Source organism: Empedobacter sp. UBA7611 (genome assembly GCF_002484365.1).
In the GTDB taxonomy this organism is placed as follows: domain Bacteria; phylum Bacteroidota; class Bacteroidia; order Flavobacteriales; family Weeksellaceae; genus Empedobacter; species Empedobacter falsenii_B.
This window is the reverse complement of sequence record NZ_DLJR01000012.1, coordinates 1-24,662: the sequence shown is the minus strand read 5'-3', so window position 1 is coordinate 24,662 and position 24,662 is coordinate 1. Positions and strand designations below refer to the sequence as shown.

The window sequence follows — 24,662 nt, the reverse complement described above, 5'->3', positions numbered from 1 at the left end:
ATACTAACCCTTACTATTATTCAAACAATAAACAGAAACCAAAATAGAAAAAATAAAAACCTAAAAATTAAAATTACCTAAATGCACTACGGGTATTATATCTATAAAATTAGTCGAGATTAGTGTTGTTTTAGAAAATTGGAATTAATACATTTGTTAAAAATAAATACTCTATAAAAACTATAGATATTATATAAGAAAATGAATCAACTAAAAGAGATATTAGAAAAAGTTACAGGACAAGTAAGTTTAGAAGAAAAATTATTGTTTTTGAATAACAACGTTAAAGAAAAAATAGTTTTTTCGACAAGTTTTGGTTTCGAAGATCAAGTTATTTCTCATGCTATTTTAAGTCAAAAATTAGACAATATTGAGATTTTTACTTTAGATACAGGTCGTGTTTTTCAGGAAACGTACAATACGTGGAACAAAACAGAATTTAAATATCAAGCGAAGATTAAACCATTTTATCCACCAACAGAGGAGTTAGAAAATTTTGTTGAAGAAAATGGAATTAATCCTTTTTACGATTCGGTTGATTTGAGAAAACAATGTTGCTATATCAGAAAAGTAATTCCTTTGAATCGTGCATTAAAAGAAGCATCAGTTTGGATTACAGGTTTGCGCGCAGAGCAATCGAATAATCGTCATGATATGCACGAAATAGAGTTTGATGAAGAAAAACAATTATTCAAATTCAATCCATTGATTGATTTTACAACAGGGGATTGTTTCGAATATTTGAAAGAAAATAGAGTTCCTTACAACCCGTTACACGACAAGGGTTTTATAAGTATTGGTTGTGCTCCTTGCACACGTGCTATAAACGAAGGTGAAGATTTTCGTGCCGGAAGATGGTGGTGGGAAGACAATAGTAAAAAAGAATGCGGTCTACATGCAAAGTAGACTTCAGGTGTTAATTTAATTTGAATGACTCAGCCTATTTTAGGTTGAGTTTTTTGTTTACTTTTACTAGACAAGTTTCAATAATGGAAATAGAACAAATCTTAGATCAAATTTCACCACTTTCATCACAGTCTATTCAATTGATAGCAGATAAAATTCAATTGATTCGATTACCAAAAAACACCACGCTTATTGATGCTGATAAAGTTGAGAAAAAGTTATATTTCATCAAAAAAGGAATTGTTCGTGCGTATACGATAGACGATGGAAAAGAAATTACGTTTTGGTTTGGGAAAGAAGGCGATTTGATTTTATCGATGCGAAGTTATGTCGAAAATAAAATTGGCTACGAAACAATTGAATTAATGGAAGATTGTGAGTTATATGAAATTAAATCTTCTGATTTACAGTTATTTTACGCAACTAATTTAGAGATTGCAAATTGGGGAAGAAAACTTGCTGAAATTGAATTGATAAAAACTGAAGAGCGTTTTGTTTCTAGGCAACTAGGAACGGCGATTGATCGTTATAAAAAATTGTTAGAAGAAAATCCAAGTTTGATTAATCGTGTGCAATTAGGTTATATCGCGTCATATTTAGGAATTTCCCAAGTAACATTAAGTAGGATTCGCGCCGAAATTTAAGCGAATAATTTTTTAACATTTGTAAAAAAATACTATTTTTTTCTAATTCATCTTTGCAGTAAAATATTAACAAAATGAATTGGATTTTATTGATTTTAGGAGGATTATTCGAGATTGGATTTACATCATCTTTAGGAAAAGCCAAAGAAACAACAGGCTCAGAAATGTATATGTGGTACGGTGCTTTTGCAGTGTGTTTGGTCGCAAGTATGGCGTTATTAATCAAAGCAACACAAACTTTACCTTTGGGAACTGCTTATGCTGTTTGGACTGGAATTGGCGCTGTTGGAACAGTTTTAATTGGAATTTTTGTATTCAAAGAACCTGCTAATTTTTGGAGAATATTCTTTATTTTTATATTAATTAGTTCAATTGTAGGATTAAAATTTGTTTCGCATTAATGAACGAAGAAATTACAATAAAAAGAGTCAAAGAAATAGATATATTACAGCTTCAAGAAATCTCTAAAAAGACTTTTGCAGATACATTTTCATCTTCTAATTCAGAAGAGGATATGCAAAAATATTTGACTGAAAGTTTTTCAGAGGATCAATTATTAAAAGAATTAAAGAATCAAAATTCGTTGTTCTTTTTTGCAATGATTAATCAAGAAATTGTCGGTTATCTGAAATTGAATATTGGTGATGCTCAAACAGAAATTTATGATATGAATTCTTTAGAAATTGAGAGAATTTATGTGTTAGAATCGTTTCAAGGAAAGAAAATTGGACAAATTCTTTTTAATAAAGCTATAGAAATAACTAAAAACTTCAACTTAGATACAATTTGGTTAGGAGTTTGGGAAAAGAATATTTCAGCGATTAATTTCTATTTAAAGAATGGTTTCGAAAAATTCGATCAACATATTTTCAGACTTGGTGATGATGAACAAATAGATTATATGATGAGATTGAAATTATAAGATTTATAATATGTCAAAATGTCTTATTAATTCTATATTTTATCAATAATGTGAAGTGGTATTGTTTTTGACATTGTAACAAAAAAATAATAGATATGGACACAAATAGAGATTATACATTCGAAGAAATACCAGATAGCTCTCACAATGAGCAAGATTTTTATGCAAAATTCAAAGAAAGATTAGATGATGTACAAAAATTTCCAACAGATTATTTGTTCAAATTCATTTATCCTTCAAGTGAAGAAACGATGAAAAAAATCAAAGATATTTTTGCAGGAACGAATGCTGAATTTGATTACAAAGCTTCAAAAAATAGAAAATATACATCTATTTCGATTAAACTTTATGTGATTGATGCGGATACAGTAATCAATTATTACAAAGAAGTTTCGAAGATAGAAGGCGTTATTATGTTATAAGAAAAGGTTGCAAATGCAACCTTTTTTTATGTTTTTAAAAAGAGTAGGGGAGGAATCAATTTTTCAATTTTGAAATTAATGTTCCCAGAGTAACCCTCTTTATTATGTTAAATACATAATTTGATTATTTTACTTCTTCGATAAAAATCCAATTGAAATCAATTTTTTAAATTATTAATTTTTTTTTCAACTTGTAAAGGTTTATCAGAACTAAATTTCAGTTTAAACTTCATTTTATAAAATTTTGAAAGTTAATTTTCAAAATTTTGCATTCTCAATTCATTTCATAAAATCAACTTATTTAGAATAGAATTTTTGCTTTATTAAATTTTCTTAGAAATAGTGAGTTATTAAAGTTATTATTAATCAATTTTAAATACTTGTAAATACTTACAAATATTTGTAAATGGATATATTGCTGAATATAAATTTATTATAATTAATGTAGAATTGTTTTTTAAATGTTTAATCAGATAAATTTTTAGTAAAACTATTTTAATAAGTATAATTGAGCACAAACTTTTGCATCAGATAAAGCTTCATGATGGTTGAGTTGAAGATTAAATCGGCGAGCACAATCGGATAATTTTGTAGGAACAATTCCTTTCTGTTTGAAAATTCTGTATGTACATTCCCACTTTTCGGCAAGGTTAAGTTGAGAGTAATTGAGGCTATAAAACTCCATTGTATTCTTCAAAACAGAACGATCAAACGATTCGTTATGTGCAACAACAAGCTGATTTTGTAAACGATGTTTGATTTCAAAATAGACGTCTTCAAAACTTGGTGCATCAATTGTGTCTTCGGGACGAATTCCATGAACCAAAATATTATGATAATTATATTGATTTTGTGGTGGTTGAATTAACGTGTAATACTCGTCTGTAATCACATTATCTGTCACAGTTACAATTCCAACCGCGCAAGCAGAATTACGATAATTGTTTGCAGTTTCGAAATCGATGGCAACAAAATTTTCCATAATTTATATTTTGTTCGATATAAAATTAATGATATTTTCTTGTTCGAAAGGAGAAAACCAATTGACAGTTTCATCTTTTTTGAACCATGTCATTTGACGTTTTGCAAAACGTCTTGTATTCTTTTTGATTTCTTCTATTGCAAAATCCAATGTAATTTTCTCTTCAAAAAAGTCGAACAATTCTCGATAACCAACAGTTTGCAAAGCATTCAAATCTTTTAAAGGAAATAAATTTTTTGCTTCATTTAATAAACCTTCGTTCTTCATAATATCAACTCGACGATTGATTCGGTCGTACATTTCTTCGCGAGGAAGTTCTAAACCGATTTTAATTATGTTAAATGGACGTTTGTTCAAATCTTGATTTCTGAAGTTAGAGAAAGGTAAACCCGAAGATCTAAAAATTTCTAAAGCACGTGTTACACGCTGTTTATTGAAAATATCAACTTCTTCAAAATACTTTGGATCGACTTCTTGCAATTCTTTTTGCAATTTTTCAATTCCAAATTCAGCAAGCTCATTATTCAAATCTTCTCTAATTTTAGGATTAACATCAGGAAATTCGTCAAAGCCAACTGTGATCGCTTTTTCATATAAACCAGATCCACCAACCATGACGCAAATGTCATTTGTTTTGAAATAATTATTCAAAAAAGCTAAGCCATCACGCTCAAAATCACCAACCGAATATTTTTCGTGAATAGAAATATTTTGAATAAAATGATGCTTCACTTCAGTCAATTCTTCCTCAGAAGGAACAGCAGTTCCTATCTTCATTTCTTTGAAAAATTGACGACTATCACAAGAAATAATTTCGGATTGAAAATGTTTTGCAACTTCTATTGCCAAATTGGTTTTACCAATTGCAGTTGGTCCAACAATAGAAATTAAGGTTTTATTATTTTGAATTTTTTGCATGTTATATGAAATCGAGCGCAAGATACTTCGATATTTTATGAAAAGAAAAAGCTTCTATAAAAAATAGAAGCTTTGTAAATTATATTGATCTTTAATTAATCATTAAAGTGGTAAAGGAAAACCACATCAGCCGTATAAGCAGGTTTCGGATTATCTTTAATTTCTAAATTTGCTTCGATGACAACTTTTGCAATTCCTCTCAAATTAGTAATAGATTTCAATTTTGCAGTTAATCTTACCTCACTATCAACCAAAACAGCTTGTCCAAATCTCAAATTTTCAATTCCATAATTGATTAACATTTTGATGTTGCGCACTTCCGCAATTTGATCCCACAAATGTGGAATTAAAGATAGCGTTAAATAACCATGCGCTATTGTTTTTTTGAAAGGTCCTTCGTTAGCTGCTTTTTCAGGATCTGTATGAATCCATTGATGATCTAAAGTTGCATCAGCAAAGCGATTGATTTGTTCTTGATTTATTATATGCCAGTCAGATTTACCGATTTCTTTACCTTCGAAAGCTTTGTATTCATCGAAATTATTAATAATTACCATTATTCAGGTGTTTTAGTTTTTAGTATTGTATTGCTCAAATCTAATGAATAATCGTCAGATAATAAATTTTATTTATGAGAAAGAGAGCATTTTTTGAATAATCTAAAAATAAAAAATCCGACTGAAAATTCAATCGGATTTTTTATAGCTATTTAATTTATTGCTACTCAATAATTTTTGCATCTTCAACATTTGCATAGGCTCTTTGCGTATCTCTCCATGCAAGATATTTAATAATTTCTTTGTTGAAATATTTCATTCCAAAAAGTAAAATCCCAAAATCATCTATCAAACCAAAAGGTCCAAATAGCGCTTCTGGAATAATATCAATAGGAGAAATAATGTATAAAGTTGCTACAAATCCAAGAAATAAATTCATGTTGTCAGGTTTATAACTTCCTTTTTTGTAATCACCTAACATATTGAAAAAAGCCTTTACTTTTTCAAAAAAAGATTTGTCTTTTTGAGCTGCCATTGCTGCTTCTCCAGCGACTTTAAAGAATTTTGATTTTTTCATTTCACAAAATATGTTTTAAAAACGTATTATGTATTACAAAGTACATGCCAAAACATTTAAATTGATTTTTGTGTCATGTTAAAACTTTATGTTACATTGTTTTACTTGTTTTTCTTTTTCAGTTTAATGATTTTTGCATTCAATATTCTGTCAAGCTTTGGATATCTTTCGCGCATTAATTTTGTGCTGTTAAAAATTTCTTCATCTTCCATTGTTTGTCCAGCGTAACCATCATACAAACTTTCTACAACATTCATTCCGTTCACCACTTTTCCAAAACTTGGAAAACCTACTACATCATTGGAATTGATTGTATCCAAACGATGATTATCTTTCAGATTAATAAACAAATCCAAATCTCTTGAGTTTTTTCCTGCGCGCGCAAAACTCAAAGCTCCTTTACTATTTCCAGCAATAACAGGTTCATCTTCTACAATAAACTTTTTCCATTGATTAGAAACAATTGTGTCTGTATTTCCAAATTGGGCGACAAAATTCGGAACAACACGATAAAAAGTTCCATCTTCGAAAAAATTGTATTTAACCAATTGATAAAAACGATCAACAGCTTTTGGCGATAACTTTCTTTCAACTTCGATATCAATATTTCCTTTTGTTGTTTCAAATCGAGCAACAAAATTTTCTGGCGCTTGTTTTGTTGTCCATTTTTTATGAAAAACCGTTTTGCTAGAAGTACAAGCCGAAAGCGTAATAAGTGTAAATAATGTTAAAGTAATTTGTTTCATGTTTTAATTTTGTGGATTAAACTTAAACAAAAAACGACACTTAGCGTAAGTGTCGTTTCATTATTTTTGCAATTCTTGTTCAATTTTAAAAAACCATTCTGTTTTCTGGTTATAAACTTCCGCTTCGGCAAGCATATAATGTGCTTCTTTGGTTTCTTCATATTTCACGCGATCCATCGTTTCTGGGTTGAAAGGCGGTAAAGGTTGCACTTCTGCACTAAAAGTTTTGGTGTGGCCTTTATATGTAAATGTTTTGGTGATAATTTCTTTTTCCATTGTCTTTTAATCTTTGGTAAAAATACAACTTTTGCAACGGAGAATTTACATTCGGAATAATTTAATTTTTAGGCTGAATTATTTTTTGATAAATAGTAATTTTGCAGCTATATGATTACTCAAAATAATTCTAATCAACAACAAGTTCTTGTCGTTTCTTCGTTTGATGAACTTGTACATACAGCTTTTTCTGGGAAAAATAATGCGATAAATTGGCGGCGAAATTTAGAAGGTGATTTTGAGGAAATTGTGAATCAATTGATTTTAAAGGATGATATTACTGTTATTTCTATTGCTGATTTGAATGATTTAGATTTATCTAATGAAGGAATTAAAGCGAGAAATATTTTGATCAATGATTTACAACAATTAACTGTTTTTGGCGCTTCGCCAACTTTAAACTTACTGAAATGTTATGAACGCGATACTGAATTTGATTTTATTTCGACAGATGTTTATTCATTTCACGTTGATCGTTCGCTAATTCCTACGGATACTTTTTTGTGCACTTACTATGGCGCTTCCAGTGATATTGTTGCAAATGAAGATGTGGAACAAAAAATTTTGATTCCAGAAATTAGAGAAAAACTATTCGAATTATATGATGGATACATTGATGGTTTTGAAGATTTTTTGAAAGAATATTTCTTTGATTTGCATTATCAAATTCGTCCAGGTGTTGAACCAATTAATTTAGGATTAGGAAATCTTTGGCGATTGGCAGTTGATCATCCAGAACAAAAAGTTTTGCCTTGTGTACATCGCGCGCCGAAAGAAAATAAAGATGAATATCGATTATTGTTAATCTGTTAGGAATAAATTAATCAAATAACTATTAATAAAAATTATATAATTTAGATTCAAAAGATTAGGCTTTTGAATGAAGTCAAGCTTTTATTATTACAATGGTTTCACTAAATTTGCGTACATTTATTGATGAATAATTATTGTTAATTTAATTTCTATTATTATGAACAAAGAATCAGATATACTAAAATTAGAAGAAGCAGGAGCGTTAAATCGTTTAGCTAAATCTGCATCGCAAGCTGCAATTAGAGTTTCAGAAGCATTAGATTTATCAGTTCAATATGTTCAAGGAAATCGAATCATCGAGAGAAAACCTAATGGAGAAATTAAGGTGATTAAAACAATAGATCGAATAAAAGTTCCAGCTGAATTGAAAAAAGGAGCTAAATTATGTCTAAAATAAAACGTTTACGCGTTTTTGCTGGTCCAAATGGATCTGGAAAGTCTACTTTATTCGATTCAATCTCATCAAAATTTAATGCTGGATATTTTATTAATTCAGATTTGATTGAAAAAGAAATTTCTTTAAAAGGTTTTATTGATTTGGATCGATATGAACTAAAACTTACCGAAAAAGATTTTGAAGATTTTAAAACTGAACCTGCTTCAATTTCATTATTCGAAAAAGCAAATAATGAAGGAAAAGCAATTGATGTGCAGTTTCGAAATAATGTTTTGGTTGATAAATCTAAGTCTACACATAGTTACGAAGCGTCTTTTATTACTTCATTTATTCGAAAACACTTATTGATTAAAGGTAAATCTTATTCATTTGAAACGGTAATGAGTCATCCTTCTAAAATTGATGAAATAGTGGATGCTAAAAATCGTGGTTTCAAAACATATATGTATTTTGTCTGTATTGAAGATCCTTTGATTAATATTTCTCGAATTGAAAATAGAGTAGAAAAAGGTGGTCACGCTGTACCAGATGAAAAGGTGATTAAACGATATCATTCTACTTTAATGAATTTATTTCCAGCTTTAAAAATTGTAGATAAAGGCTATATTTTTGATAATTCAACTCAAGAAATGAGATTATTTGCACAAGTTAAGAGAAATGAACTTGAAATAGTTTCGGATAAAGTTCCAAATTGGTTTATAAAACAACTGCAATAAAAATTTTATCTTTGTAATTATAATGGTACAAATGGACGAATTCCAATTTAAAACGCCATTTATTACAAAGATTACATCAAATACTATGGATTTACAAGATCAATTAAAAAATCTTTTTCCTGATCATATACCTGAGCCAGAAGAAGTATCAAATGAAGAACAACATGAGTTATGGATTCAGAAAGAACCATTGATTTGTAAGTTTGAGAAACGAAAAGGGAAAATAAATACAATTATAGAAGGTTACGAAGGAGAAACAGAAGATTTCAAACTTTTAGCAAAAGAAATTAAGCAATTTTTGGGTGTTGGAGGTAGTTTTAAAGACGAACAAATCATCATTCAAGGAGATTATCGCGATAAGATTATGGCTTTCCTGAAAGATAAAGGATTTAAAGTGAAAAGAGTAGGTGGTTAATAATTTCTTTACAATTATTACTGATAAAAATTGTATATTGTTCTCTTATTTTTAATTATAAAATCATGAGTAAAGCAGCATCAGAATTAGTTTTAAATGCAGACGGAAGTGTTTACCATTGTAATATAAGACCAGAGCATTTAGCAGATACTATTATAACTGTTGGTGATCCAAATCGTGTCGAAAAAGTTTCAAGACATTTTGATACAATCGAGCAGACAGCAAGCAAAAGAGAAATTGTGACGCATACAGGAACGTTGAATGGTAAACGTTTAACAGTTATTTCGACTGGTATGGGAACGGATAATATTGATATTGTTTTATCTGAGTTAGACGCTTTGGCTAACATCGATTTGGAAACTGGTGAGATCAAAAAAGATTTCAGAAAATTATCATTTGTTCGTATGGGAACTTCTGGAGCTTTGCAAGCGGATATTCCTGTTGATAGTTTCGTTATTGGTTCTCACGGTTTAGGTTTAGATGGACTTTTGCATTATTATGTTGGGAGTGAAGCGGTGATGAATAAAGAGGTAGAAGATGCTTTTATTAAACATGTTGATTGGTCGCCGAATAAAGCGCGTCCATATTTAGTAAAAGGATCTGATTTGTTATTAGATAAATTAGCTTCTGAAAAAACAATTCAAGGAGTAACAGCTACAGCTTGTGGTTTTTACGGACCTCAGGGACGTTATTTGAGATTGCAACCAAATCCAGCTGATATTAATGAGCGTTTAACAACTTTTAATTACGAAGGTTTAAGAATCTCTAATTTTGAGATGGAAACTTCTGCAATTTATGGATTATCAGCAATGATGGGACATGAAGCATTGTCGATAAATGCAATTGTTGCAAATAGAATTTTAGGTGAATTTAGTGCTGATTCTTACAAAGCAGTTGATGCAATGATTGAATATTCGTTAGAAAGATTAACAAAATAATTTCGGAATCATATAAAACAAAAGCTCGAGAATTTTCTCGAGCTTTTTTGATTTTATATAATTTAAGAATTTTAATTCAAATTCATTAATTCTTTTGCTTGATTGATTGCTGCATCTGTTAATTCTGAACCAGAAATCATTTGAGCAATTTCTTCTAAACGTTGTTGTTGAGAAAGTTCTATCACATTTGTTTGTGTCGTTTCGTCAACAACTTCTTTGTAAACTTTTAGCTGATAATTTCCTTTTGAAGCGACTTGTGGCAAATGCGTAATCACTAAAAGCTGCATATTTTCTGCCATTGTTTGCATTACTTTTCCTGTTTCATTTGCAACTTTTCCAGAAATTCCTGTATCTATTTCATCTAAAATCAACGTTGGTAAATGTTGATGAGTTGCCAATAATTTTTTAATCGCTAACATCAATCGAGACCGTTCTCCACCAGAAACAGATTTCTCAAAAATACGAGGTTCCATTCCTTTATTTGCTGAGAATAGAAACAAAACTTCATCTTTTCCAGTTGCTGTAAAATCTGTTGTTTCGTTTAATTGAATGGTTAATTGAGAATTTTCCATTCCCAATTGTGACAACGTATTCAAGATATTTTTTCGGATAATTTCGATAGAAGAAATTCTATTTTTTCTAATTTTAATTACTTGTTTTTCAAGTTTTTCTGAAATTGAATTCAATTCTTTATTTAAGTGAATAATTAAATCACTCAAATTATCAAAACCAGAAGTTTGACTTTCTAATTCGTCACGTTTTGCAATTAATTCTTCAACAGAAATCACATTATGTTTACGCAATAATTTATGAATCAAATCGTAGCGATCTGTAATTTCTTGTAATCTTTCAGGATTAATTTCAGTCGAATCTATCAAACTACTCATTTCACCCGAAATATCTTGCAATTCTATTTTTGATGAAATCAATCGCTCGTAAATCGAATTGTATTGTGAATTATAATCCGAAATTTTATTCAATTTATTGCTTGCTTCATTCAATTGAGAAATTATTCCCATTTCAGGATGCTCCAAAAATTGGTAAGTTTCATTCAAAGTCGAAATAATTTCTTCTACGTTTGACAAAGATTTTATCTCGATTTCCAACTCTTCTAATTCCTCATTTTTTAGCGAAGCATTGTTCAGTTCTTCCCACAAATGCAATTTATATTCTAAATCTTGAGATTGATTTTCTAACGAATTTTGAGCGTCTTTTATCTTTTTCTTCGTAGAAATATAGTGGTTAAAATCCTTCTTATATTCTTTCAATAAGTCTTTATTTTCTCCGTAAATATCCAACATCGAAAGTTGAAAATCAGCTTCAAAAATTTTAGGTGTATTAAATTGAGAATGAATATCAATCAATAATTCTGATAATTCTTGCAAAATAGAGACTTTAACAGGCGTATCATTGATAAAAGCGCGCGATTTCCCAGATGGTAATAATTCTCTTCTCAGAATAGATTCGTCTTCGTAATCCAAATCATTTTCTTCGAAAAAATCATTTAATTCAAGATTTTTTATCTCAAAAACAGCTTCGATAATACATTTTTCATCAATATTTTTCAAGGCTTTTAAATCGGCACGTTCGCCTAAAACTAATTTTAAAGCACCTAACAAAATCGATTTTCCAGCACCAGTTTCACCGGTAATTGTGGTCATACCTTGATGAAAATCAATCTCCAATTGATCGATAATGGCAAAATTATTAACGCGAAGAGTTTTTAACATTTACTTTTTCAATTTATTCCAATAATTGTCGTTGTATTTTGGCGCGATTGAATTTAAAATTCCTTTTAGTTTTTCGATATTCACCGTAGAAACCTGTCCGCCTGAAAATACTTGACTAATTTCGCTATTTTTTGCTGTTAAGAAAAGTTCTAGCGGATAAAATTGAGAATAATTTCCTCTTTGGTAAAATTCTAATTGCAATAACGTATTTCCAATCGCATTTTTACCACGAACTTCGTTTTCAGACATAATGTCTAAGCCGTTTCTATGATATTGATAGATAATATTTCGAAGTGTAGAATTATCCGATTTTAGAATATTGTTAATTAAAGCTGTGCGCGATTTTATTCCATCTAATTCGCTCCAACCAGAGAAGTTATTATTTGCTTGACCGAAATCAGCAATTTTCTTCGCCATTTTGAAATACTCAGTTCCGCCTTCTTTCGCAAACGTATCTGCATCATATCCCAAAACTAAATAAATGTAATACGTTAATACATCTGTCAAATTTTTTCCACTGAATTTGCGATCATTGAAAATTAATTCTTCAGATTCTTGGTATTGAAACGTAAAATTATCGTCAGATAAATTAAGAACAGGCGTATAGTACGTTGAGTTAAAAACAGGACGACGAGATTGTACTAAAATCGTACCTTTCATTCTGTTTCCCTCTCGTTCAATTATATTAATGACGAAACTAGCTTCAATTCTTTCGTATGTTTTTAAACGATCATTTGTCCATTTTGTTGAATTAATAAATGTTTTTAATGATCTTTCTAAAGTTTGATAAACCTGTGTATTAGATCCCTGAACCTGAGAATAATCGACTTTTACATCTGCAATAATATTTTGCGAGAAAGCCGAAATAGCTAAACACGACGAAAAGAAAATTGAGGCTAATTTCTTCATAATAAATTTTATAACTTATTTAAAATGACATTCAAAATATCTTTTGCAACATCTGTTTTTGATTTTGCATCAAATTGTTGCATCGATAAATCTTTATCAATAATTGTAATTTTGTTTGTATTCTTCTGAAAACCAGCTTCTTTATCTTGCATCGAATTAAGAACAATAAAATCAAGATTCTTTTTGGCTAATTTTTTCTTTGCATATTCTTCTTCGTTATTCGTCTCTAATGCAAAACCAACCAATAATTGATGTGTTTTGATTTCGCCTAACGATTTTAGAATATCAGGATTTTTCACCAATTCGATAATTAAATTATCATCGTTTTCTTTCTTAATTTTATGCTCAGCCATTTTTTTTGGACGATAATCTGCAACAGCCGCTGACATTACCACAGCATCAGCATCAGCAAAATTAGCGTGCATCGCTTCGTACATATCACGAGCAGAAACAACATTTATTCGATCGATAGGAAAACCTGTAACAGATTCGTGACTTGGACCACTAACCAAGGTAACTTTTGCACCCAAATTAGCAGCAGCTTTTGCAATCTCGAATCCCATTTTTCCCGAAGAATAATTACCTATAAAACGAACAGGATCTAAGTTTTCGTATGTAGGACCAGCAGAAACTACTACTTTTTTTCCGTGAAGTGGGAGAGTAGCTTCGATTGTACTTTCCAAAAACGCAATAATGTTTTCAGGTTCAGCCATTCTACCTTCTCCAATTAATCCACTTGCTAATTCTCCAGCTTCAGCAGGAATACAAATATTTCCGAAAGATTCTAATTTAGCAATATTTTCTAAAGTTGATGGATGTTTGTACATATCCAAATCCATTGCTGGAGCAAAATATACAGGACATTTAGCCGAAAGATAAGTTGCTAGAACTAAATTATCACATGTTCCATCTGCCATATGTGACAACGTATTTGCTGTGCAAGGTGCAATAATCATATAATCTGCCCAAAGAGCATATTCCACATGATTATTCCAATCCCCTTTATCACCGAAAAATTCCCATTCGACAGGATTTTTAGAAAGTGTGGAAAGTGTAAGTGGAGTAACGAAGTTTTGAGCTTCTGGCGTCATAATAACTTTAACATCAGCTCCTTTTTTGATTAGCCCTCTAACAAGAAAAGCGGCTTTGTAGGCCGCTATTCCGGCAGAAACTGCCAAAAGAATTTTTTTACTATGTAAAACAGACATTATTTATCCTCATTTGGATTTCTGTAATATACGTCATTGTCTAACCATTCCTTAACCGCAATAGAAGTCGGTTTAGGTAATCTTTCGTAGAATTTTGAAACTTCGATTTGCTCTCTATTTTCAAAAACTTCTTCTAAAGAATCTGTATGTGCAGCAAACTCATCCAATTTCTGAATTAATTCAGTTTTCATTTCTTGGTTGATTTGTTCTGCTCTTTTACCCATAATTACAATCGATTCGTATAAGTTTCCTGTTTTCTCATCGATTTTATTACGATCATAAGTTTGTGTTGTTGGTGCTGCACCGATATCCTTGAAATTCATAATGAAAGAATTTTATATATTTTACTATTATTTATTATTTTGCTCTTTGCTTAATTCAGCTTGATCAGCTTCAAATTTCTTTTTAGCTACTTCTATATCAGCTAATTGTTTTTTAGTCTCCACCATATCTTTGTCGATTTTCTCCATCAATTTATCAGCTTCTGCTTTAAATTTTGTTTGCGGATAATATCTTGTTAACAAAAGATATTGCGTTCTGGCATCTTGTAAACGTAAATCTTTGTTCTCGATACGAGAGAAATTTAACGCCAATTCTGTTTTAGAACGTAATGAATACATCATTGCTTCTTCACGAAATTTAGAATCTGGATATTCATCAACCATATTGTCAAAAGAAACTCCAGCAGCCTTATATTTCATTGTTTTGTAATAAACTTTAGAAATTTCGAAAGACTTTAATTCTAATTTTTGTCTAAGTTCTGTAATATAATTATTCGCTTCTGCAACGTGTGCTGATTCTGGATACGAATTGATAAATCCTTGTAACTCACTGATTGCTGTGTACGTACTTGTTTGATCCAAGTCATATTTTGGCGAATCTTTGTAATAAGAAAATGCCGATTTGAATAAAGCTTCTTCTGCACGGCTATCCATAGGATAAGCTCCTGCAAAGCTTTTGAATTGATGTCCTGCTAAACGGAAACTTTTTTCGTTAAAGTTACCTTGTGCCATATTATAGGCAATGTCCGCAGATTTTTCTGTTCCTACAAATGATGTAGAAATTTTTTCATACAATTCGTTTGCCAAATCATATTTACCATCTTGATACAATTGTGTAGCCAATGTAAAGATTTCGTCTTTATCCGTACTTTTCATCGCTTTGTTATAGGTCTTGTTACAAGACACTAAAGAAGCGCCAATTAAAACTACTAAGCTTAGTTTTTTAAACATTCTGCAAATTTAATAAAATTTGAGGACTAAAGTATAAAATATTTTTTTCTTATCCTCTTAATAAAATCTCAAAGTTTTGATTTATTCCGCTGTTGTGTCTGCGCTTAATGTAACTACATCACGATCAAATAGATATAAACCTCCCTTGTCAGATCCGATCATTTCTAACTTATCTAAGATATTTCTTGCTAATTTTTCTTCTTCAATTTGCTCAGAAACATACCATTGCAAGAAATTGTGAGTAGAATAATCTCTTTCTTCTAATGTTAAGCCTACAATGTCGTTAATTGATTCAGATACAAAGCATTCGTGGTTTAAAATTGCAGTAAAAACTTCTTTCAATGTTGTGAAATCTTGTTTTGGTTCTTCAATTTGTGGAACAAACGCTTTTCCGCCTCTTTCGTTAATAAATTTAATTAATTTTAACATATGCATACGTTCTTCGTCTGCATGCGAGTACAAGAAATTTGCAGTTCCTTCCAAACCTTTCACTTCTGCCCAAGAAGCCATAGCTAAATATAATTGAGAAGAATCTCCTTCTAATTTGATTTGTTTGTTTAATGCGTCTAATATTGTATCTTTTATCATAGCTTTATTTTTTTAGATGTTTGATAATAATTGGTTAATTTTTGTTGTCAAGTTAGCTGATGCTGGAACTAAAGGTAATCTTGTAAATGGTTTACAAACGCCTTTGTTATCTAAAACAGCTTTTATTCCGCAAGGATTTCCTTCCTCGAAAATAGCACGTGTAATTTCTACAACTTTGTAATGACCTTCGTAAGCAGCAACAACTTCTTTGTTGATTGCTTTACGAATCATATCTGTAAAAACAGTTGGAACACCTTGTCCGATAACAGAAATAACACCAGAACCTCCAGCTAAAGTCATTGGAACAGCGAATTCATCATCACCAGAAATAATATTGAAATCTTCGCGTGTATTTTTACGAATAATATCTGTTGATTGTAAGAAATCTGGTGAAGCTTCTTTAATCGCAACAATATTTTTGAATTCATTTGCTAAACGAATTGTTGTATCTGCTGAGATATTAGAACCCGTTCTACCAGGAACATTATACAAAATAATGTTGGCATCTGTACTTTCTGCAATCGCTTTATAATGTTGGTAAATCCCTTCTTGATTTGGTTTATTATAATAAGGAGAAACTGTAAGAACTGCGATATAATCACTCAAATCTGTTTCTTGATATTCATTAATAACTTCTGCCGTATTGTTACCTCCAATACCCAAAACCATCGGAACACGATTAGCATTCGCCTTCTTTATTGTTTCGATTACCTGTTTCTTTTCATCTTTTGTAAGTGTTGCTGCTTCTGCAGTAGTTCCTAAAATAACTAAATATTCAACACCGCCATCGATACTATAGTTTACTAAATTTTCTAATGCAGCATAATCTACGGTACCATCTTGTTGAAAAGGCGTAACCAAAGCAACTCCTGTCCCAATTAATTGTTTCATCTTCTATAAATGTTATTAAATCTAATATTAAGTTAAAATTCGGAATTATATCTTGAATAATCAAATAATAGTGTTAATCTATAATTGGTCTTAGATAAAATCCAAAATCTTTCAAAAATAACGATTAATTCAGAGGAATAAAATTAATTTATGTATAGATTATATGATTTTACTTATAAAAAAAGCCACTCAAGTGAGTGGCTTATTATATTTTTAACGTTTGATTAGTTAAATGTGTATTTAAATCCTAAAGAAAAACGACCAGCTTCGAAGTTAGAATCGTTTGTTAAGTTCCACCATGGTTTCCAATCAAAATGTAAAGCCAATGGAACAGAAGGAATTTTGTATTCTAAACCAGCTTGCGGACGAATTGCAAAATAAGTTTTGTCCTCAAATTTACCTCCATCTACAAAAGATAATTGAGGTCCAACACCAACATACCATCCTAATCCATTTGCACCAGAAAAAGGTTGATTATACGTATAATCTGCACCTAAAACAGTAATGTTATCTCCAAACATAACTTGTACGTTACCCGCATTTTTACCATCAAAAGAGTGCTTGAATTGTGGACCTACAAGTGTCTCTCCGTCTCCTAAATCTACAACAACACCTAAAGCATTTTTATAGTTTTGAGCATTTACTTGAGAAATTCCTAATGCCATTACAGCTACTAATAATACTTTTTTCATTTTTATTAAATTTTCAGTTTTTAACTTTGTTATGCCAAGAATTTTACAAAAAGCGTGCAAATGTTATCTTAATGTTAAGTTTTAACATAAGTATTGTTGTTTGGTTTCGAATATAACCCTTTATATCAGTAATATAATCGATTAATTTAAAATCATTCTAAAGTTTAAACTTTTACATCATTTTCTTAAAAAAGTTAATTTTGTAGAAACAAAATAATAATGATTAAAACTATAATTTTCGATATGGACGGCGTAATTGTCGATACAGAACCAGTACATAAATATGCTTATTTCGAACATTATAAAGAACTAAATATTCCGGTTACGGAAGAATTATTTGCTACATTTACAGGACAATCGACAAAAAATGTTTACCAAATTTTGAAAGATAAATTTGATTTAAAGGAAGAAGTGAACGATTTAGTTTTGAGAAAACGTACGATTTTTAATGAAGCTTTCGACACAAAACCAGATTTATATTTAATTGATGGCGTAGAGAAGTTGATTAAAGATTTATACAATAATGGAATGGAATTGATTTTGGCATCTTCGGCTTCAAAATCGACAATTGACCGTGTTTTTAATCGTTTTGAGTTAAATCAATATTTTACGCATAAAGTTTCTGGCGAAAACTTTCCACAATCAAAACCAGATCCAGCCATTTTTCTGCATGCCGCTGATTTAGCAAAGTCCGAACATAGCGAATGTATTGTTATCGAAGATAGTAAAAATGGAGTAGAAGCGGCTTTACGAGCAAGTTTGTATTGTTTGGGTTACAAAAGTGTAAATTCGAAACAACAAGATATTTCAAAAGCAAATTGTATTGTTGATGATTTTAATGCAATTGATGCGAATTTTATCAAAGAATTAAATTAACAATTTAAGATTAATCAATAATCCTAAATTGTTTCATTAAGAAAATGGCATTCATCATTTTGGTTGTGCCTTTTCTTAATTTATAATCCGAATAATAATTGTTGTCCACGTTTTTTAATTCGAAACAATAATTAATAATATGATCAGGGTTTTCACTTTCCATTTTCGTTAATTCTAAATCGTGAGTTGCGATAAAGCCAATCAATTTTGTAGGAGATTTGATTAGTTTTTCTAAAAATTTTTGCGAACCAATCAGTTTATCTTCCGAATTTGTTCCTTTTAAAATTTCATCTAAAATGATGATTTGTGGTTGATTATTTTCTAAACGTTCAATCAAAATTTTTAATTTGTTAATCTCATTTTTGAAATAAGAATCGCCAGAAGACAGATTATCAACCGTTCTGATACTTGTAAATAAATCCATTGGGTAAAAAGACATTTTTTCAGCACTCACTTTTGCACCATTCATTGCCAAAACCAAATTTGTTCCAACTGTTCTCAAAAAAGTACTTTTTCCGGCCATATTTGCACCTGTAATAATCGCAATATTGTTTGGAAGATTGGTTTCAAAATCATTTTTCACAACTGTTTTTTCATCTAATAAAGGATGAAAACCATTCGTGATTTTTAACGCAAAAGGTTCATCTACAATTTCTGGAAAAGTAAACGTTTTGTATTTATCATTAAACAAAGCAAATGACACAAAAGCCTCTAATTTCGCCAATTCATCTAACCAAGGTTTGATTTGATGAACCGTTTTTTGTACTTCATTTTCAAATTTGATCGAATAATGTAATCGCCACAAGAAAAATGTATTCAACACAAAGCCTACAAGCGGGAAATTTGCTGCATCTAAAGTTTCTTTTGTTGAAGAAATTGTCTTGATTAAATCCGATGATTTGAAAGGATTTACAAATGTATTTTGAATTTCAACATTTAGTTTTGATTCAAATTTTTCTTCTTCAATATGTCGAAAAACTTCATATAAATTATCCAATTCATCTGCTTTCATTGTCGTATAAGCTGCTATTCGTCGAAGTTGTTGTTTATAAAACATGGAAATTGCATTCGAAATAATAACTGCGCCTAGAATCCAATAAAAAACAATTTCTTTCGGAAAACTAATAATTGCTAAAGCGATAAAACATAAAATATTCAGAACAGAAAAGATGAGTGGAAGTAATTTTATTGAATTAGTATTGAATACACGATTTTCGAACACAAAAATTGAAGATTGATTCATGTTTAATCGCTTTGTAAATGTCAAAAATGTCACTATCCAATTTCTTTTTTCAGCCAATTCTGTAAATGCATTTTGTCTATCAATAATTTCTGATTTGTCTAAAATCAAATTCGATAAAAAATGTTTCAACTGTAAATTTCCAATTCGAGTTTGCGTTTTATTGATCCGATTGAAGATTGAATTTCCTTCCAAAATATCTAAATCTTTGTTGTAAACATTATTGAACTGAGAATTATCTTCAACAAATGGATCGATAGAATCATCAGATTTTATTTGATTAATAATTTCTAAAGCTTGAATTGAATAATTGAGTTCCGAAGAAATTTTAGAAGTTTTAACCACTAAAACGATGAAAACTATAAATAAAATAGAAGAAATAATCAAATATAAATTGTTGCTCGACGTGACGTAAAGCAAGAAAAATACAACCGAAATAATAAATGTAACAAGCCTGATATTGCTGATTTTATTCTTTTTTGACTTTAAAAGATTAAAATCATTTTGTAGTTTTTCTTCAATTTTCAGATAGTTTTCCATTCTTAATTTTATTTCTGATTAAAGGTAGTGGTATAAATAATAAAAGAGCGAAATTTCCGCTCTTTTAAATTGTTGTTTATATAATTGTGTGAATTACAACACTTTTATTTCGAATACTTTTTCATCATTCAAATAACCTTCTAACGTATCTTTTGAATTGATTTTAGAAACTCCCGCTGGCGTTCCAGTAAAAATTAAATCGCCTTTTTTCAAGGTAAAATATTTAGAACATTCCGCAATTAACGTATTGATATGAAAAATCATATCTTTTGAATTTCCTGTTTGTACATTTTCTCCATTTCGATCTAATTTGAATGTAAGATTTTCTAAATCAAAATTTTCTTTTGGATAGAAATCCGAAGCAAATGCAGAACCATCAAAAGCTTTCGCAATTTCCCAAGGAAAACGCTTTTCTTTCAATTCTTGTTGTACATCGCGCGCTGTAAAATCAATTCCTAAACCGATTTCTGAAAAATAACGATCTGCAAATTGAGGTTGAATCATTTTTCCAACTCGATCAATTTTAATTACAATTTCCGTTTCAAAATGAACTTCTTTCGTAAAACTTGGAATAACAAAAGGAAAACCCTTTCTTAAAATGGCCGAATCTGGTTTCATAAAAAACATAGGCGATTCTGGAATTGGATTATCTAATTCTTTTGCATGTTCGACGTAATTTCGTCCGACACAAATAATTTTCATCGCTTAAAAACCGTTTTGTAATTTGATTCGAGTAAAAACTTTCTTTGTATATAAAGGAAAATCGGCATTCTGAATCCACGCATAATAACCTGGATCTTTCGCAAAGATATCCGTCACAACTTGTCCTTTATACTTGCCAAACGAAATAATTTCTTGGTCTTTATCATTGTACTGAATAAATCCAGCTAAATCAGCCGTTTTGCGTTGAGAAGAAAATTCGCTCAAAAATTTATTGTCATTTTCAAGCTCGTCATATTTCTCGATTTGCGCCATCAAAACTTCGTAAGTCGCAATTGTATCAGCTTCCGCAGAATGTGCATCAATCAAATCTTTATCGCAATAATACTTATAAGCAGCGCTTAAATTGCGAGGTTCCATTTTATGATAAATCACTTGCACATCAATTGGACGATGTTTTGATAAATCAAAATCAAAACCATTACGTAATAATTCTTCTGCTAAAAGTGGAATATCAAAACGATTTGAATTATATCCTGCCAAATCAGAATCTTTAATCATTTCCATAATCGCAGGGGCAAGTTCTTTGAAAGAAGGCGCATCGGCAACATCTTCGTCAGAAATTCCGTGGATTAAAGTTGTTTCTGGTGGAATTGGAATTCCAGGATTAACTTTCCAAGTTTTTACTTCTTTTGAACCGTCTGTCAAAGCTTTCACGATAGAGATTTCAACAATACGGTCTTTTGAAACATTAGTTCCAGTTGTTTCTAAATCAAAGAAACAGATATTTTTAGTTAATTTCATTTTGTAATTTCTTTTCTAAAAATGATTGAGATAAGGATGTACAATAAGATGATTAGCGGAATTGCAGCAACTTGCAACCAAGCCACTAAACCTAATGTAATGATTAAGAAAATATATTTATAATAATTTTCTGCCCAACTCAATCCTTTAAATTTTAAGGCAAATAATGGTAAATCGACAATTAATAAAACACTAAATACAATAGAAACGGCAATTAATAAATACGGATCAACAGATGGATTTATAATTTGTCCATTATTGTAATAGATAGAAAATAATGAGAAAATAAATAAGGTATTTGATGGTGTTGCCAAACCTTTGAAATACGTTGCTTGATCTTCATCTAAATTAAATTTTGCTAATCGTAACGCCGAAAAAGCAGGAACTAAAAAAGCAAATAATGAAATTGCAGCAATTTTTAAATTCTCATTTTCATAAATAAAATCAGTTGAAAAATGATTAAACATCGAAAATAACATCAATCCTGGTACAACACCAAACGAAATACAATCTGCCAAAGAATCCAATTCTTTTCCAATCGGGCTACCAATATTCATTAGTCGTGCAACCATTCCGTCCAAAAAATCAGCAACTAATGAAATCAACATCAAAACCATCACAATTGTAACTGTGGTAGTTGTGATTTGAGCATTGCTCGAAATCATGAAAATGGCTGATAATACACCACATGAAAGATTAAGTAGTGTTAGAAAATTTGGAATTGTAAATAATTTCATAAATGAATTTTTCATCACAAAAGTACAAACAAAAATTAATCTGAATCCTTTTTAAACACAATAAAACCACTATTTTTGAGTTTTTATATTCGTAATTCATCAATTTTGAAAAAGACATTCCTTATATTATCTGTTCTGGCAAGTCAATTTGCTTTTTCTCAAACCACACGCAAATATTCGAACGAGTTTTTGAATATTGGTGCAGATGCGCGCTCGTTTGCAATGGGTAATGCGGTTGTGGCGAATATTGGAAATGCAAATGCGGCTTATTGGAATCCTGCTGGATTAACGGAAATCACTTACGATTGGGAAGCTGCGGCGATGCATGCTGAATATTTTCAGTCAATTGCGAAATTTGATTATGCAGCGGTTGCAATTCCGTTGAGAGAAAGTAATTCTACGATTGCATTTTCGCTTACGCGTTTTGGTGTTGATGATATTCTGAATACGACAGAATTAATTGATAATCAAGGAAATATTAATTACGATAAAATCTCTAAATTTTCTACAGCAGATTATGCTTTGACGATGTCTTATGCAGGAAATGTGTTCAACAATAAAGATATTCAGTTTGGTGCAAATGCTAAAATCGTTTATCGACATATTGGGAAATTTGCGCAAGGATTTGGTTTCGGTTTAGATCTTGGTTTGCAATATCGTACCGATAATAAAATGTATTTTGGTTTGATGGCGCGCGATATTACAACAACTTTCAATGCGTGGAGTATCAATAAACAAAAGGTAAAAGAAATCACGATTGACGAACCAAATAATGAAGGTGAGCCAACAATTTTGAATGATTTACCTGGAGAGAATATCGAATTAACAATGCCTAAATTGCAATTTGGAGTTGGAAAGCGTTTTGATTTTAATGAACGAGTTTCGTTATTGGGAGAGGTTGATATAAATATCGAATTTCAACAAACGAATGCCGCAATTTCTGGAAAAGGATTTTCGATTTCGCCACAAGTTGGTCTTGAATTAGGTTATGATGACATGGTTTTTGTACGTGGAGGATTGAACAATTTACAGAAGATTTCGCAATTTGATGGAAAAGATAAAACTCAAATTCAGCCAAATGTTGGGGTAGGTTTCAAATACAAAGGAATCTCGATTGATTATGCTTTGACAAACTTTGGAGACAGCGGTTTGGGATTGTATTCTAACATTTTTTCTGTTCGTTTCGAGATGGATAAGTGGAGATAATTCACTGAAATTAGTGAAATAGGTTTGGTTATTTTTTATTATTTTTAATCCATAACCTAAATCTACTATTTTGAGTCAACCAGAACTTATAGAACAACATAGTTTTTCAAAAAGTCTTATTTTTAAATTAAAATCTACTTTTTTAATTGGTCTTCGTGGGCTGAAAATATTCAAGATAATCCTACAAAATTTCAATTTGATTCAAAATTAATTGATCAACCGATTGTTGCATTTTCTGAAAGTGAACTTTGGAATCGAAATGACAAAAAAGAAAATTGGATTTTAACAGCTGGTAAAATTCAAAATCTTCGAATTGCTTCTCAAAAAATTAATGGTTTAGAAATTAAAGCCAACGAAACATTTAGCTTTTGGAAACATATTGGTAATCCAAATTATGGTCAAGGTTATGTGGTTGGTCGAGAAATAAAGGAAGGTTGCATTGTACCAACGATTGCTGGAGGTTTGTGCCAATTATCTAATGCGTTGTATGATGCGGCTTTGAACGCAAATTTCGAAATTATTGAGCGTCATAAACATACCAAAATCATACAAGGTTCGTTGGCGGAAAAGGATCGCGATGCGACTGTAAAATGGAATTATATTGATTTACGTTTTCGTTCGGCTTATGATTTTAGAATCGAAACTGAATTAACTTCTACTCATTTAATTGTTCGCTATAAAAGTCAAAATAAAGATTTAAAATTATCAGAAAATATTGATAGTAAATTGGCTTTCAATTTTTTAAATGATTGTTATTCGTGTGGAAACGATAGTTGTCATCAACATGAAGATCAATCACATAAAAATCAACATATTAAAACGACGACTTATATTTTGGATGAAAAATGGCCAGAATATGATGCATATATTTCGAAAAATATAAATGAGAATGATCGTTTTATATTTTCGATGAAAAAGAATTTTTTCGTCAAAACGAATCGCTATAATTGGAGTTTTTCTTCTCATAAAGATAGCAAGACAACTTTATTTTCTGGAATTTATAGAGCTTTGAAATTACGATTTTCCAAAAATAAAAATCCATTCGAACTATCATTACAACTAGATGAAAAAATAGCAAATTCTGCTTCAAAATTAATTCCAATCGAAAGTACTCATTTAGTTATTAGTCAAAATTTATTGCCCTTTATTTATAAAAACGGAATGTTAGGCGGAAGAACTT

General features: G+C 30.3%; 31 protein-coding genes. 13 read left to right on the top strand and 18 right to left on the bottom strand.

What is annotated here, in order from left to right; translation table 11 throughout:
- The first annotated feature begins 201 nt into the window (after positions 1–201).
- The 5 genes from B3R94_RS01470 to B3R94_RS01450 all read left to right on the top strand — a co-directional run bounded on the left by B3R94_RS01470 (position 202) and on the right by B3R94_RS01450 (position 2,894).
- Positions 202–906, top strand: a complete 705-nt coding sequence (locus tag B3R94_RS01470; RefSeq protein WP_291067766.1) for a phosphoadenylyl-sulfate reductase — start codon at positions 202–204, stop codon at positions 904–906.
- An 83-nt stretch (positions 907–989) separates the two neighbouring features.
- Positions 990–1,550 (top strand): Crp/Fnr family transcriptional regulator, encoded by a 561-nt coding sequence (locus B3R94_RS01465; protein ID WP_291098131.1) that lies wholly within the window; start codon positions 990–992, stop codon positions 1,548–1,550.
- A gap of 74 nt (positions 1,551–1,624) precedes the next feature.
- The gene (locus tag B3R94_RS01460) at positions 1,625–1,951 is read left to right on the top strand and encodes a DMT family transporter (protein WP_125349392.1); all 327 of its coding nucleotides are present in this window, start codon (positions 1,625–1,627) and stop codon (positions 1,949–1,951) included.
- Positions 1,951–2,472 (top strand): GNAT family N-acetyltransferase, encoded by a 522-nt coding sequence (locus tag B3R94_RS01455; protein WP_291098127.1) that lies wholly within the window; start codon positions 1,951–1,953, stop codon positions 2,470–2,472. The genes B3R94_RS01460 and B3R94_RS01455 overlap by 1 nt, the downstream gene beginning before the upstream one ends.
- A gap of 95 nt (positions 2,473–2,567) precedes the next feature.
- On the top strand, positions 2,568–2,894 hold the full coding sequence (locus B3R94_RS01450) for a DUF493 family protein (protein WP_038334352.1): 327 nt from the start codon (positions 2,568–2,570) through the stop codon (positions 2,892–2,894).
- 490 nt (positions 2,895–3,384) lie between these two features.
- On the opposite strand, the gene B3R94_RS01445 is transcribed toward B3R94_RS01450, so the two are convergent.
- From B3R94_RS01445 to B3R94_RS01420, 6 genes are all read right to left on the bottom strand, one after another.
- The gene (locus B3R94_RS01445) at positions 3,385–3,876 is read right to left on the bottom strand and encodes a 3'-5' exonuclease (protein ID WP_038334348.1); all 492 of its coding nucleotides are present in this window, start codon (positions 3,874–3,876) and stop codon (positions 3,385–3,387) included.
- Positions 3,877–3,879: 3 nt separating this feature from the next.
- Entirely contained in the window at positions 3,880–4,794 is a 915-nt protein-coding gene (gene miaA / locus B3R94_RS01440; RefSeq protein ID WP_115000588.1) for a tRNA (adenosine(37)-N6)-dimethylallyltransferase MiaA, read from the bottom strand.
- A 95-nt stretch (positions 4,795–4,889) separates the two neighbouring features.
- Positions 4,890–5,351 carry a MaoC family dehydratase gene (locus B3R94_RS01435; protein ID WP_038334338.1) on the bottom strand — a complete coding sequence of 154 codons (462 nt, stop codon included), beginning with the start codon at positions 5,349–5,351 and terminating at the stop codon, positions 4,890–4,892.
- Between the two features lie 163 nt (positions 5,352–5,514).
- A complete protein-coding gene (locus B3R94_RS01430) occupies positions 5,515–5,868 on the bottom strand; it encodes a YkvA family protein (protein ID WP_115000587.1) in 354 nt (117 codons plus the stop codon).
- A 101-nt stretch (positions 5,869–5,969) separates the two neighbouring features.
- Entirely contained in the window at positions 5,970–6,614 is a 645-nt protein-coding gene (locus B3R94_RS01425; protein WP_115000585.1) for a peptidylprolyl isomerase, read from the bottom strand.
- Between the two features lie 60 nt (positions 6,615–6,674).
- Entirely contained in the window at positions 6,675–6,890 is a 216-nt protein-coding gene (locus B3R94_RS01420) for a hypothetical protein (RefSeq protein WP_038334324.1), read from the bottom strand.
- A 111-nt stretch (positions 6,891–7,001) separates the two neighbouring features.
- On the opposite strand from B3R94_RS01420, the gene B3R94_RS01415 reads away from it, so the two are divergent.
- The 5 genes from B3R94_RS01415 (at position 7,002) to B3R94_RS01395 (ending at position 10,169) form a co-directional block, all read left to right on the top strand.
- On the top strand, positions 7,002–7,703 hold the full coding sequence (locus tag B3R94_RS01415; RefSeq protein WP_115000583.1) for a DUF1826 domain-containing protein: 702 nt from the start codon (positions 7,002–7,004) through the stop codon (positions 7,701–7,703).
- A 157-nt stretch (positions 7,704–7,860) separates the two neighbouring features.
- A complete protein-coding gene (locus tag B3R94_RS01410; protein WP_038334320.1) occupies positions 7,861–8,100 on the top strand; it encodes a hypothetical protein in 240 nt (79 codons plus the stop codon).
- Positions 8,088–8,816, top strand: coding sequence for a hypothetical protein (locus tag B3R94_RS01405; protein ID WP_115000581.1), 729 nt, complete (start codon positions 8,088–8,090; stop codon positions 8,814–8,816). Before B3R94_RS01410 ends, B3R94_RS01405 begins: the two co-directional genes overlap by 13 nt.
- 85 nt (positions 8,817–8,901) lie before the next feature.
- On the top strand, positions 8,902–9,231 hold the full coding sequence (locus B3R94_RS01400; RefSeq protein WP_115002063.1) for a translation initiation factor: 330 nt from the start codon (positions 8,902–8,904) through the stop codon (positions 9,229–9,231).
- A gap of 65 nt (positions 9,232–9,296) precedes the next feature.
- Positions 9,297–10,169: a nucleoside phosphorylase gene (locus tag B3R94_RS01395; protein ID WP_115000579.1), complete on the top strand. Its 873-nt coding sequence runs from the start codon at positions 9,297–9,299 to the stop codon at positions 10,167–10,169.
- 71 nt (positions 10,170–10,240) lie between these two features.
- Here B3R94_RS01395 and recN read toward each other — a convergent pair whose 3' ends face one another.
- From recN to B3R94_RS01355, 8 genes are all read right to left on the bottom strand, one after another.
- Entirely contained in the window at positions 10,241–11,899 is a 1,659-nt protein-coding gene (gene recN / locus B3R94_RS01390) for a DNA repair protein RecN (RefSeq protein WP_280045599.1), read from the bottom strand.
- A complete protein-coding gene (locus B3R94_RS01385) occupies positions 11,900–12,808 on the bottom strand; it encodes a DUF4835 family protein (protein WP_038334260.1) in 909 nt (302 codons plus the stop codon). It abuts the gene before it with no gap.
- An 8-nt stretch (positions 12,809–12,816) separates the two neighbouring features.
- The gene (gene coaBC, locus B3R94_RS01380) at positions 12,817–14,016 is read right to left on the bottom strand and encodes a bifunctional phosphopantothenoylcysteine decarboxylase/phosphopantothenate--cysteine ligase CoaBC (protein WP_280035658.1); all 1,200 of its coding nucleotides are present in this window, start codon (positions 14,014–14,016) and stop codon (positions 12,817–12,819) included.
- Positions 14,016–14,339 carry a DNA-directed RNA polymerase subunit omega gene (locus B3R94_RS01375; RefSeq protein WP_019973784.1) on the bottom strand — a complete coding sequence of 108 codons (324 nt, stop codon included), beginning with the start codon at positions 14,337–14,339 and terminating at the stop codon, positions 14,016–14,018. The genes coaBC and B3R94_RS01375 overlap by 1 nt, the downstream gene beginning before the upstream one ends.
- 27 nt (positions 14,340–14,366) lie before the next feature.
- Positions 14,367–15,248 carry an outer membrane protein assembly factor BamD gene (locus B3R94_RS01370; protein WP_038334250.1) on the bottom strand — a complete coding sequence of 294 codons (882 nt, stop codon included), beginning with the start codon at positions 15,246–15,248 and terminating at the stop codon, positions 14,367–14,369.
- Between the two features lie 81 nt (positions 15,249–15,329).
- Complete coding sequence (locus tag B3R94_RS01365) at positions 15,330–15,836, bottom strand: ferritin (RefSeq protein WP_280050906.1); 507 nt, start codon at positions 15,834–15,836, stop codon at positions 15,330–15,332.
- 12 nt (positions 15,837–15,848) lie between these two features.
- Complete coding sequence (dapA, locus tag B3R94_RS01360) at positions 15,849–16,727, bottom strand: 4-hydroxy-tetrahydrodipicolinate synthase (RefSeq protein WP_280048867.1); 879 nt, start codon at positions 16,725–16,727, stop codon at positions 15,849–15,851.
- Between the two features lie 224 nt (positions 16,728–16,951).
- Positions 16,952–17,419: a hypothetical protein gene (locus tag B3R94_RS01355; RefSeq protein WP_291098120.1), complete on the bottom strand. Its 468-nt coding sequence runs from the start codon at positions 17,417–17,419 to the stop codon at positions 16,952–16,954.
- Positions 17,420–17,638: 219 nt separating this feature from the next.
- On the opposite strand from B3R94_RS01355, the gene B3R94_RS01350 reads away from it, so the two are divergent.
- Positions 17,639–18,295: an HAD family hydrolase gene (locus B3R94_RS01350; RefSeq protein ID WP_291098117.1), complete on the top strand. Its 657-nt coding sequence runs from the start codon at positions 17,639–17,641 to the stop codon at positions 18,293–18,295.
- Positions 18,296–18,305: 10 nt separating this feature from the next.
- Here B3R94_RS01350 and B3R94_RS01345 read toward each other — a convergent pair whose 3' ends face one another.
- The 4 genes from B3R94_RS01345 to B3R94_RS01330 form a co-directional block, all read right to left on the bottom strand.
- Positions 18,306–20,075: a MutS-related protein gene (locus B3R94_RS01345; protein WP_291098114.1), complete on the bottom strand. Its 1,770-nt coding sequence runs from the start codon at positions 20,073–20,075 to the stop codon at positions 18,306–18,308.
- 93 nt (positions 20,076–20,168) lie between these two features.
- A complete protein-coding gene (locus tag B3R94_RS01340) occupies positions 20,169–20,777 on the bottom strand; it encodes a fumarylacetoacetate hydrolase family protein (RefSeq protein ID WP_219034607.1) in 609 nt (202 codons plus the stop codon).
- A 3-nt stretch (positions 20,778–20,780) separates the two neighbouring features.
- Entirely contained in the window at positions 20,781–21,539 is a 759-nt protein-coding gene (locus tag B3R94_RS01335) for a 3'-5' exonuclease (protein ID WP_038334216.1), read from the bottom strand.
- The gene (locus B3R94_RS01330; RefSeq protein WP_260509556.1) at positions 21,536–22,276 is read right to left on the bottom strand and encodes a CDP-alcohol phosphatidyltransferase family protein; all 741 of its coding nucleotides are present in this window, start codon (positions 22,274–22,276) and stop codon (positions 21,536–21,538) included. The genes B3R94_RS01335 and B3R94_RS01330 overlap by 4 nt, the downstream gene beginning before the upstream one ends.
- A gap of 105 nt (positions 22,277–22,381) precedes the next feature.
- On the opposite strand from B3R94_RS01330, the gene B3R94_RS01325 reads away from it, so the two are divergent.
- The gene (locus tag B3R94_RS01325; RefSeq protein WP_291098110.1) at positions 22,382–23,482 is read left to right on the top strand and encodes a PorV/PorQ family protein; all 1,101 of its coding nucleotides are present in this window, start codon (positions 22,382–22,384) and stop codon (positions 23,480–23,482) included.
- Between the two features lie 126 nt (positions 23,483–23,608).
- The coding region (locus B3R94_RS01320) for a VanW family protein (protein ID WP_349680735.1) at positions 23,609–24,662 on the top strand (1,054 nt) is incomplete at its 3' end.

What these genes read in the sequence shown, in the direction of transcription:
- B3R94_RS01470 (WP_291067766.1), top strand. Translation starts at nt 202, where the DNA reads ATGAATCAACTAAAAGAGATATTAGAAAAAGTTACAGGACAAGTAAGT.
- B3R94_RS01465 (WP_291098131.1), top strand. Translation starts at nt 990, where the DNA reads ATGGAAATAGAACAAATCTTAGATCAAATTTCACCACTTTCATCACAG.
- B3R94_RS01460 (WP_125349392.1), top strand. Translation starts at nt 1,625, where the DNA reads ATGAATTGGATTTTATTGATTTTAGGAGGATTATTCGAGATTGGATTT.
- B3R94_RS01455 (WP_291098127.1), top strand. Translation starts at nt 1,951, where the DNA reads ATGAACGAAGAAATTACAATAAAAAGAGTCAAAGAAATAGATATATTA.
- B3R94_RS01450 (WP_038334352.1), top strand. Translation starts at nt 2,568, where the DNA reads ATGGACACAAATAGAGATTATACATTCGAAGAAATACCAGATAGCTCT.
- B3R94_RS01445 (WP_038334348.1), bottom strand. Translation starts at nt 3,876, where the DNA reads ATGGAAAATTTTGTTGCCATCGATTTCGAAACTGCAAACAATTATCGT.
- miaA (WP_115000588.1), bottom strand. Translation starts at nt 4,794, where the DNA reads ATGCAAAAAATTCAAAATAATAAAACCTTAATTTCTATTGTTGGACCA.
- B3R94_RS01435 (WP_038334338.1), bottom strand. Translation starts at nt 5,351, where the DNA reads ATGGTAATTATTAATAATTTCGATGAATACAAAGCTTTCGAAGGTAAA.
- B3R94_RS01430 (WP_115000587.1), bottom strand. Translation starts at nt 5,868, where the DNA reads ATGAAAAAATCAAAATTCTTTAAAGTCGCTGGAGAAGCAGCAATGGCA.
- B3R94_RS01425 (WP_115000585.1), bottom strand. Translation starts at nt 6,614, where the DNA reads ATGAAACAAATTACTTTAACATTATTTACACTTATTACGCTTTCGGCT.
- B3R94_RS01420 (WP_038334324.1), bottom strand. Translation starts at nt 6,890, where the DNA reads ATGGAAAAAGAAATTATCACCAAAACATTTACATATAAAGGCCACACC.
- B3R94_RS01415 (WP_115000583.1), top strand. Translation starts at nt 7,002, where the DNA reads ATGATTACTCAAAATAATTCTAATCAACAACAAGTTCTTGTCGTTTCT.
- B3R94_RS01410 (WP_038334320.1), top strand. Translation starts at nt 7,861, where the DNA reads ATGAACAAAGAATCAGATATACTAAAATTAGAAGAAGCAGGAGCGTTA.
- B3R94_RS01405 (WP_115000581.1), top strand. Translation starts at nt 8,088, where the DNA reads ATGTCTAAAATAAAACGTTTACGCGTTTTTGCTGGTCCAAATGGATCT.
- B3R94_RS01400 (WP_115002063.1), top strand. Translation starts at nt 8,902, where the DNA reads ATGGATTTACAAGATCAATTAAAAAATCTTTTTCCTGATCATATACCT.
- B3R94_RS01395 (WP_115000579.1), top strand. Translation starts at nt 9,297, where the DNA reads ATGAGTAAAGCAGCATCAGAATTAGTTTTAAATGCAGACGGAAGTGTT.
- recN (WP_280045599.1), bottom strand. Translation starts at nt 11,899, where the DNA reads ATGTTAAAAACTCTTCGCGTTAATAATTTTGCCATTATCGATCAATTG.
- B3R94_RS01385 (WP_038334260.1), bottom strand. Translation starts at nt 12,808, where the DNA reads ATGAAGAAATTAGCCTCAATTTTCTTTTCGTCGTGTTTAGCTATTTCG.
- coaBC (WP_280035658.1), bottom strand. Translation starts at nt 14,016, where the DNA reads ATGTCTGTTTTACATAGTAAAAAAATTCTTTTGGCAGTTTCTGCCGGA.
- B3R94_RS01375 (WP_019973784.1), bottom strand. Translation starts at nt 14,339, where the DNA reads ATGAATTTCAAGGATATCGGTGCAGCACCAACAACACAAACTTATGAT.
- B3R94_RS01370 (WP_038334250.1), bottom strand. Translation starts at nt 15,248, where the DNA reads ATGTTTAAAAAACTAAGCTTAGTAGTTTTAATTGGCGCTTCTTTAGTG.
- B3R94_RS01365 (WP_280050906.1), bottom strand. Translation starts at nt 15,836, where the DNA reads ATGATAAAAGATACAATATTAGACGCATTAAACAAACAAATCAAATTA.
- dapA (WP_280048867.1), bottom strand. Translation starts at nt 16,727, where the DNA reads ATGAAACAATTAATTGGGACAGGAGTTGCTTTGGTTACGCCTTTTCAA.
- B3R94_RS01355 (WP_291098120.1), bottom strand. Translation starts at nt 17,419, where the DNA reads ATGAAAAAAGTATTATTAGTAGCTGTAATGGCATTAGGAATTTCTCAA.
- B3R94_RS01350 (WP_291098117.1), top strand. Translation starts at nt 17,639, where the DNA reads ATGATTAAAACTATAATTTTCGATATGGACGGCGTAATTGTCGATACA.
- B3R94_RS01345 (WP_291098114.1), bottom strand. Translation starts at nt 20,075, where the DNA reads ATGGAAAACTATCTGAAAATTGAAGAAAAACTACAAAATGATTTTAAT.
- B3R94_RS01340 (WP_219034607.1), bottom strand. Translation starts at nt 20,777, where the DNA reads ATGAAAATTATTTGTGTCGGACGAAATTACGTCGAACATGCAAAAGAA.
- B3R94_RS01335 (WP_038334216.1), bottom strand. Translation starts at nt 21,539, where the DNA reads ATGAAATTAACTAAAAATATCTGTTTCTTTGATTTAGAAACAACTGGA.
- B3R94_RS01330 (WP_260509556.1), bottom strand. Translation starts at nt 22,276, where the DNA reads ATGAAATTATTTACAATTCCAAATTTTCTAACACTACTTAATCTTTCA.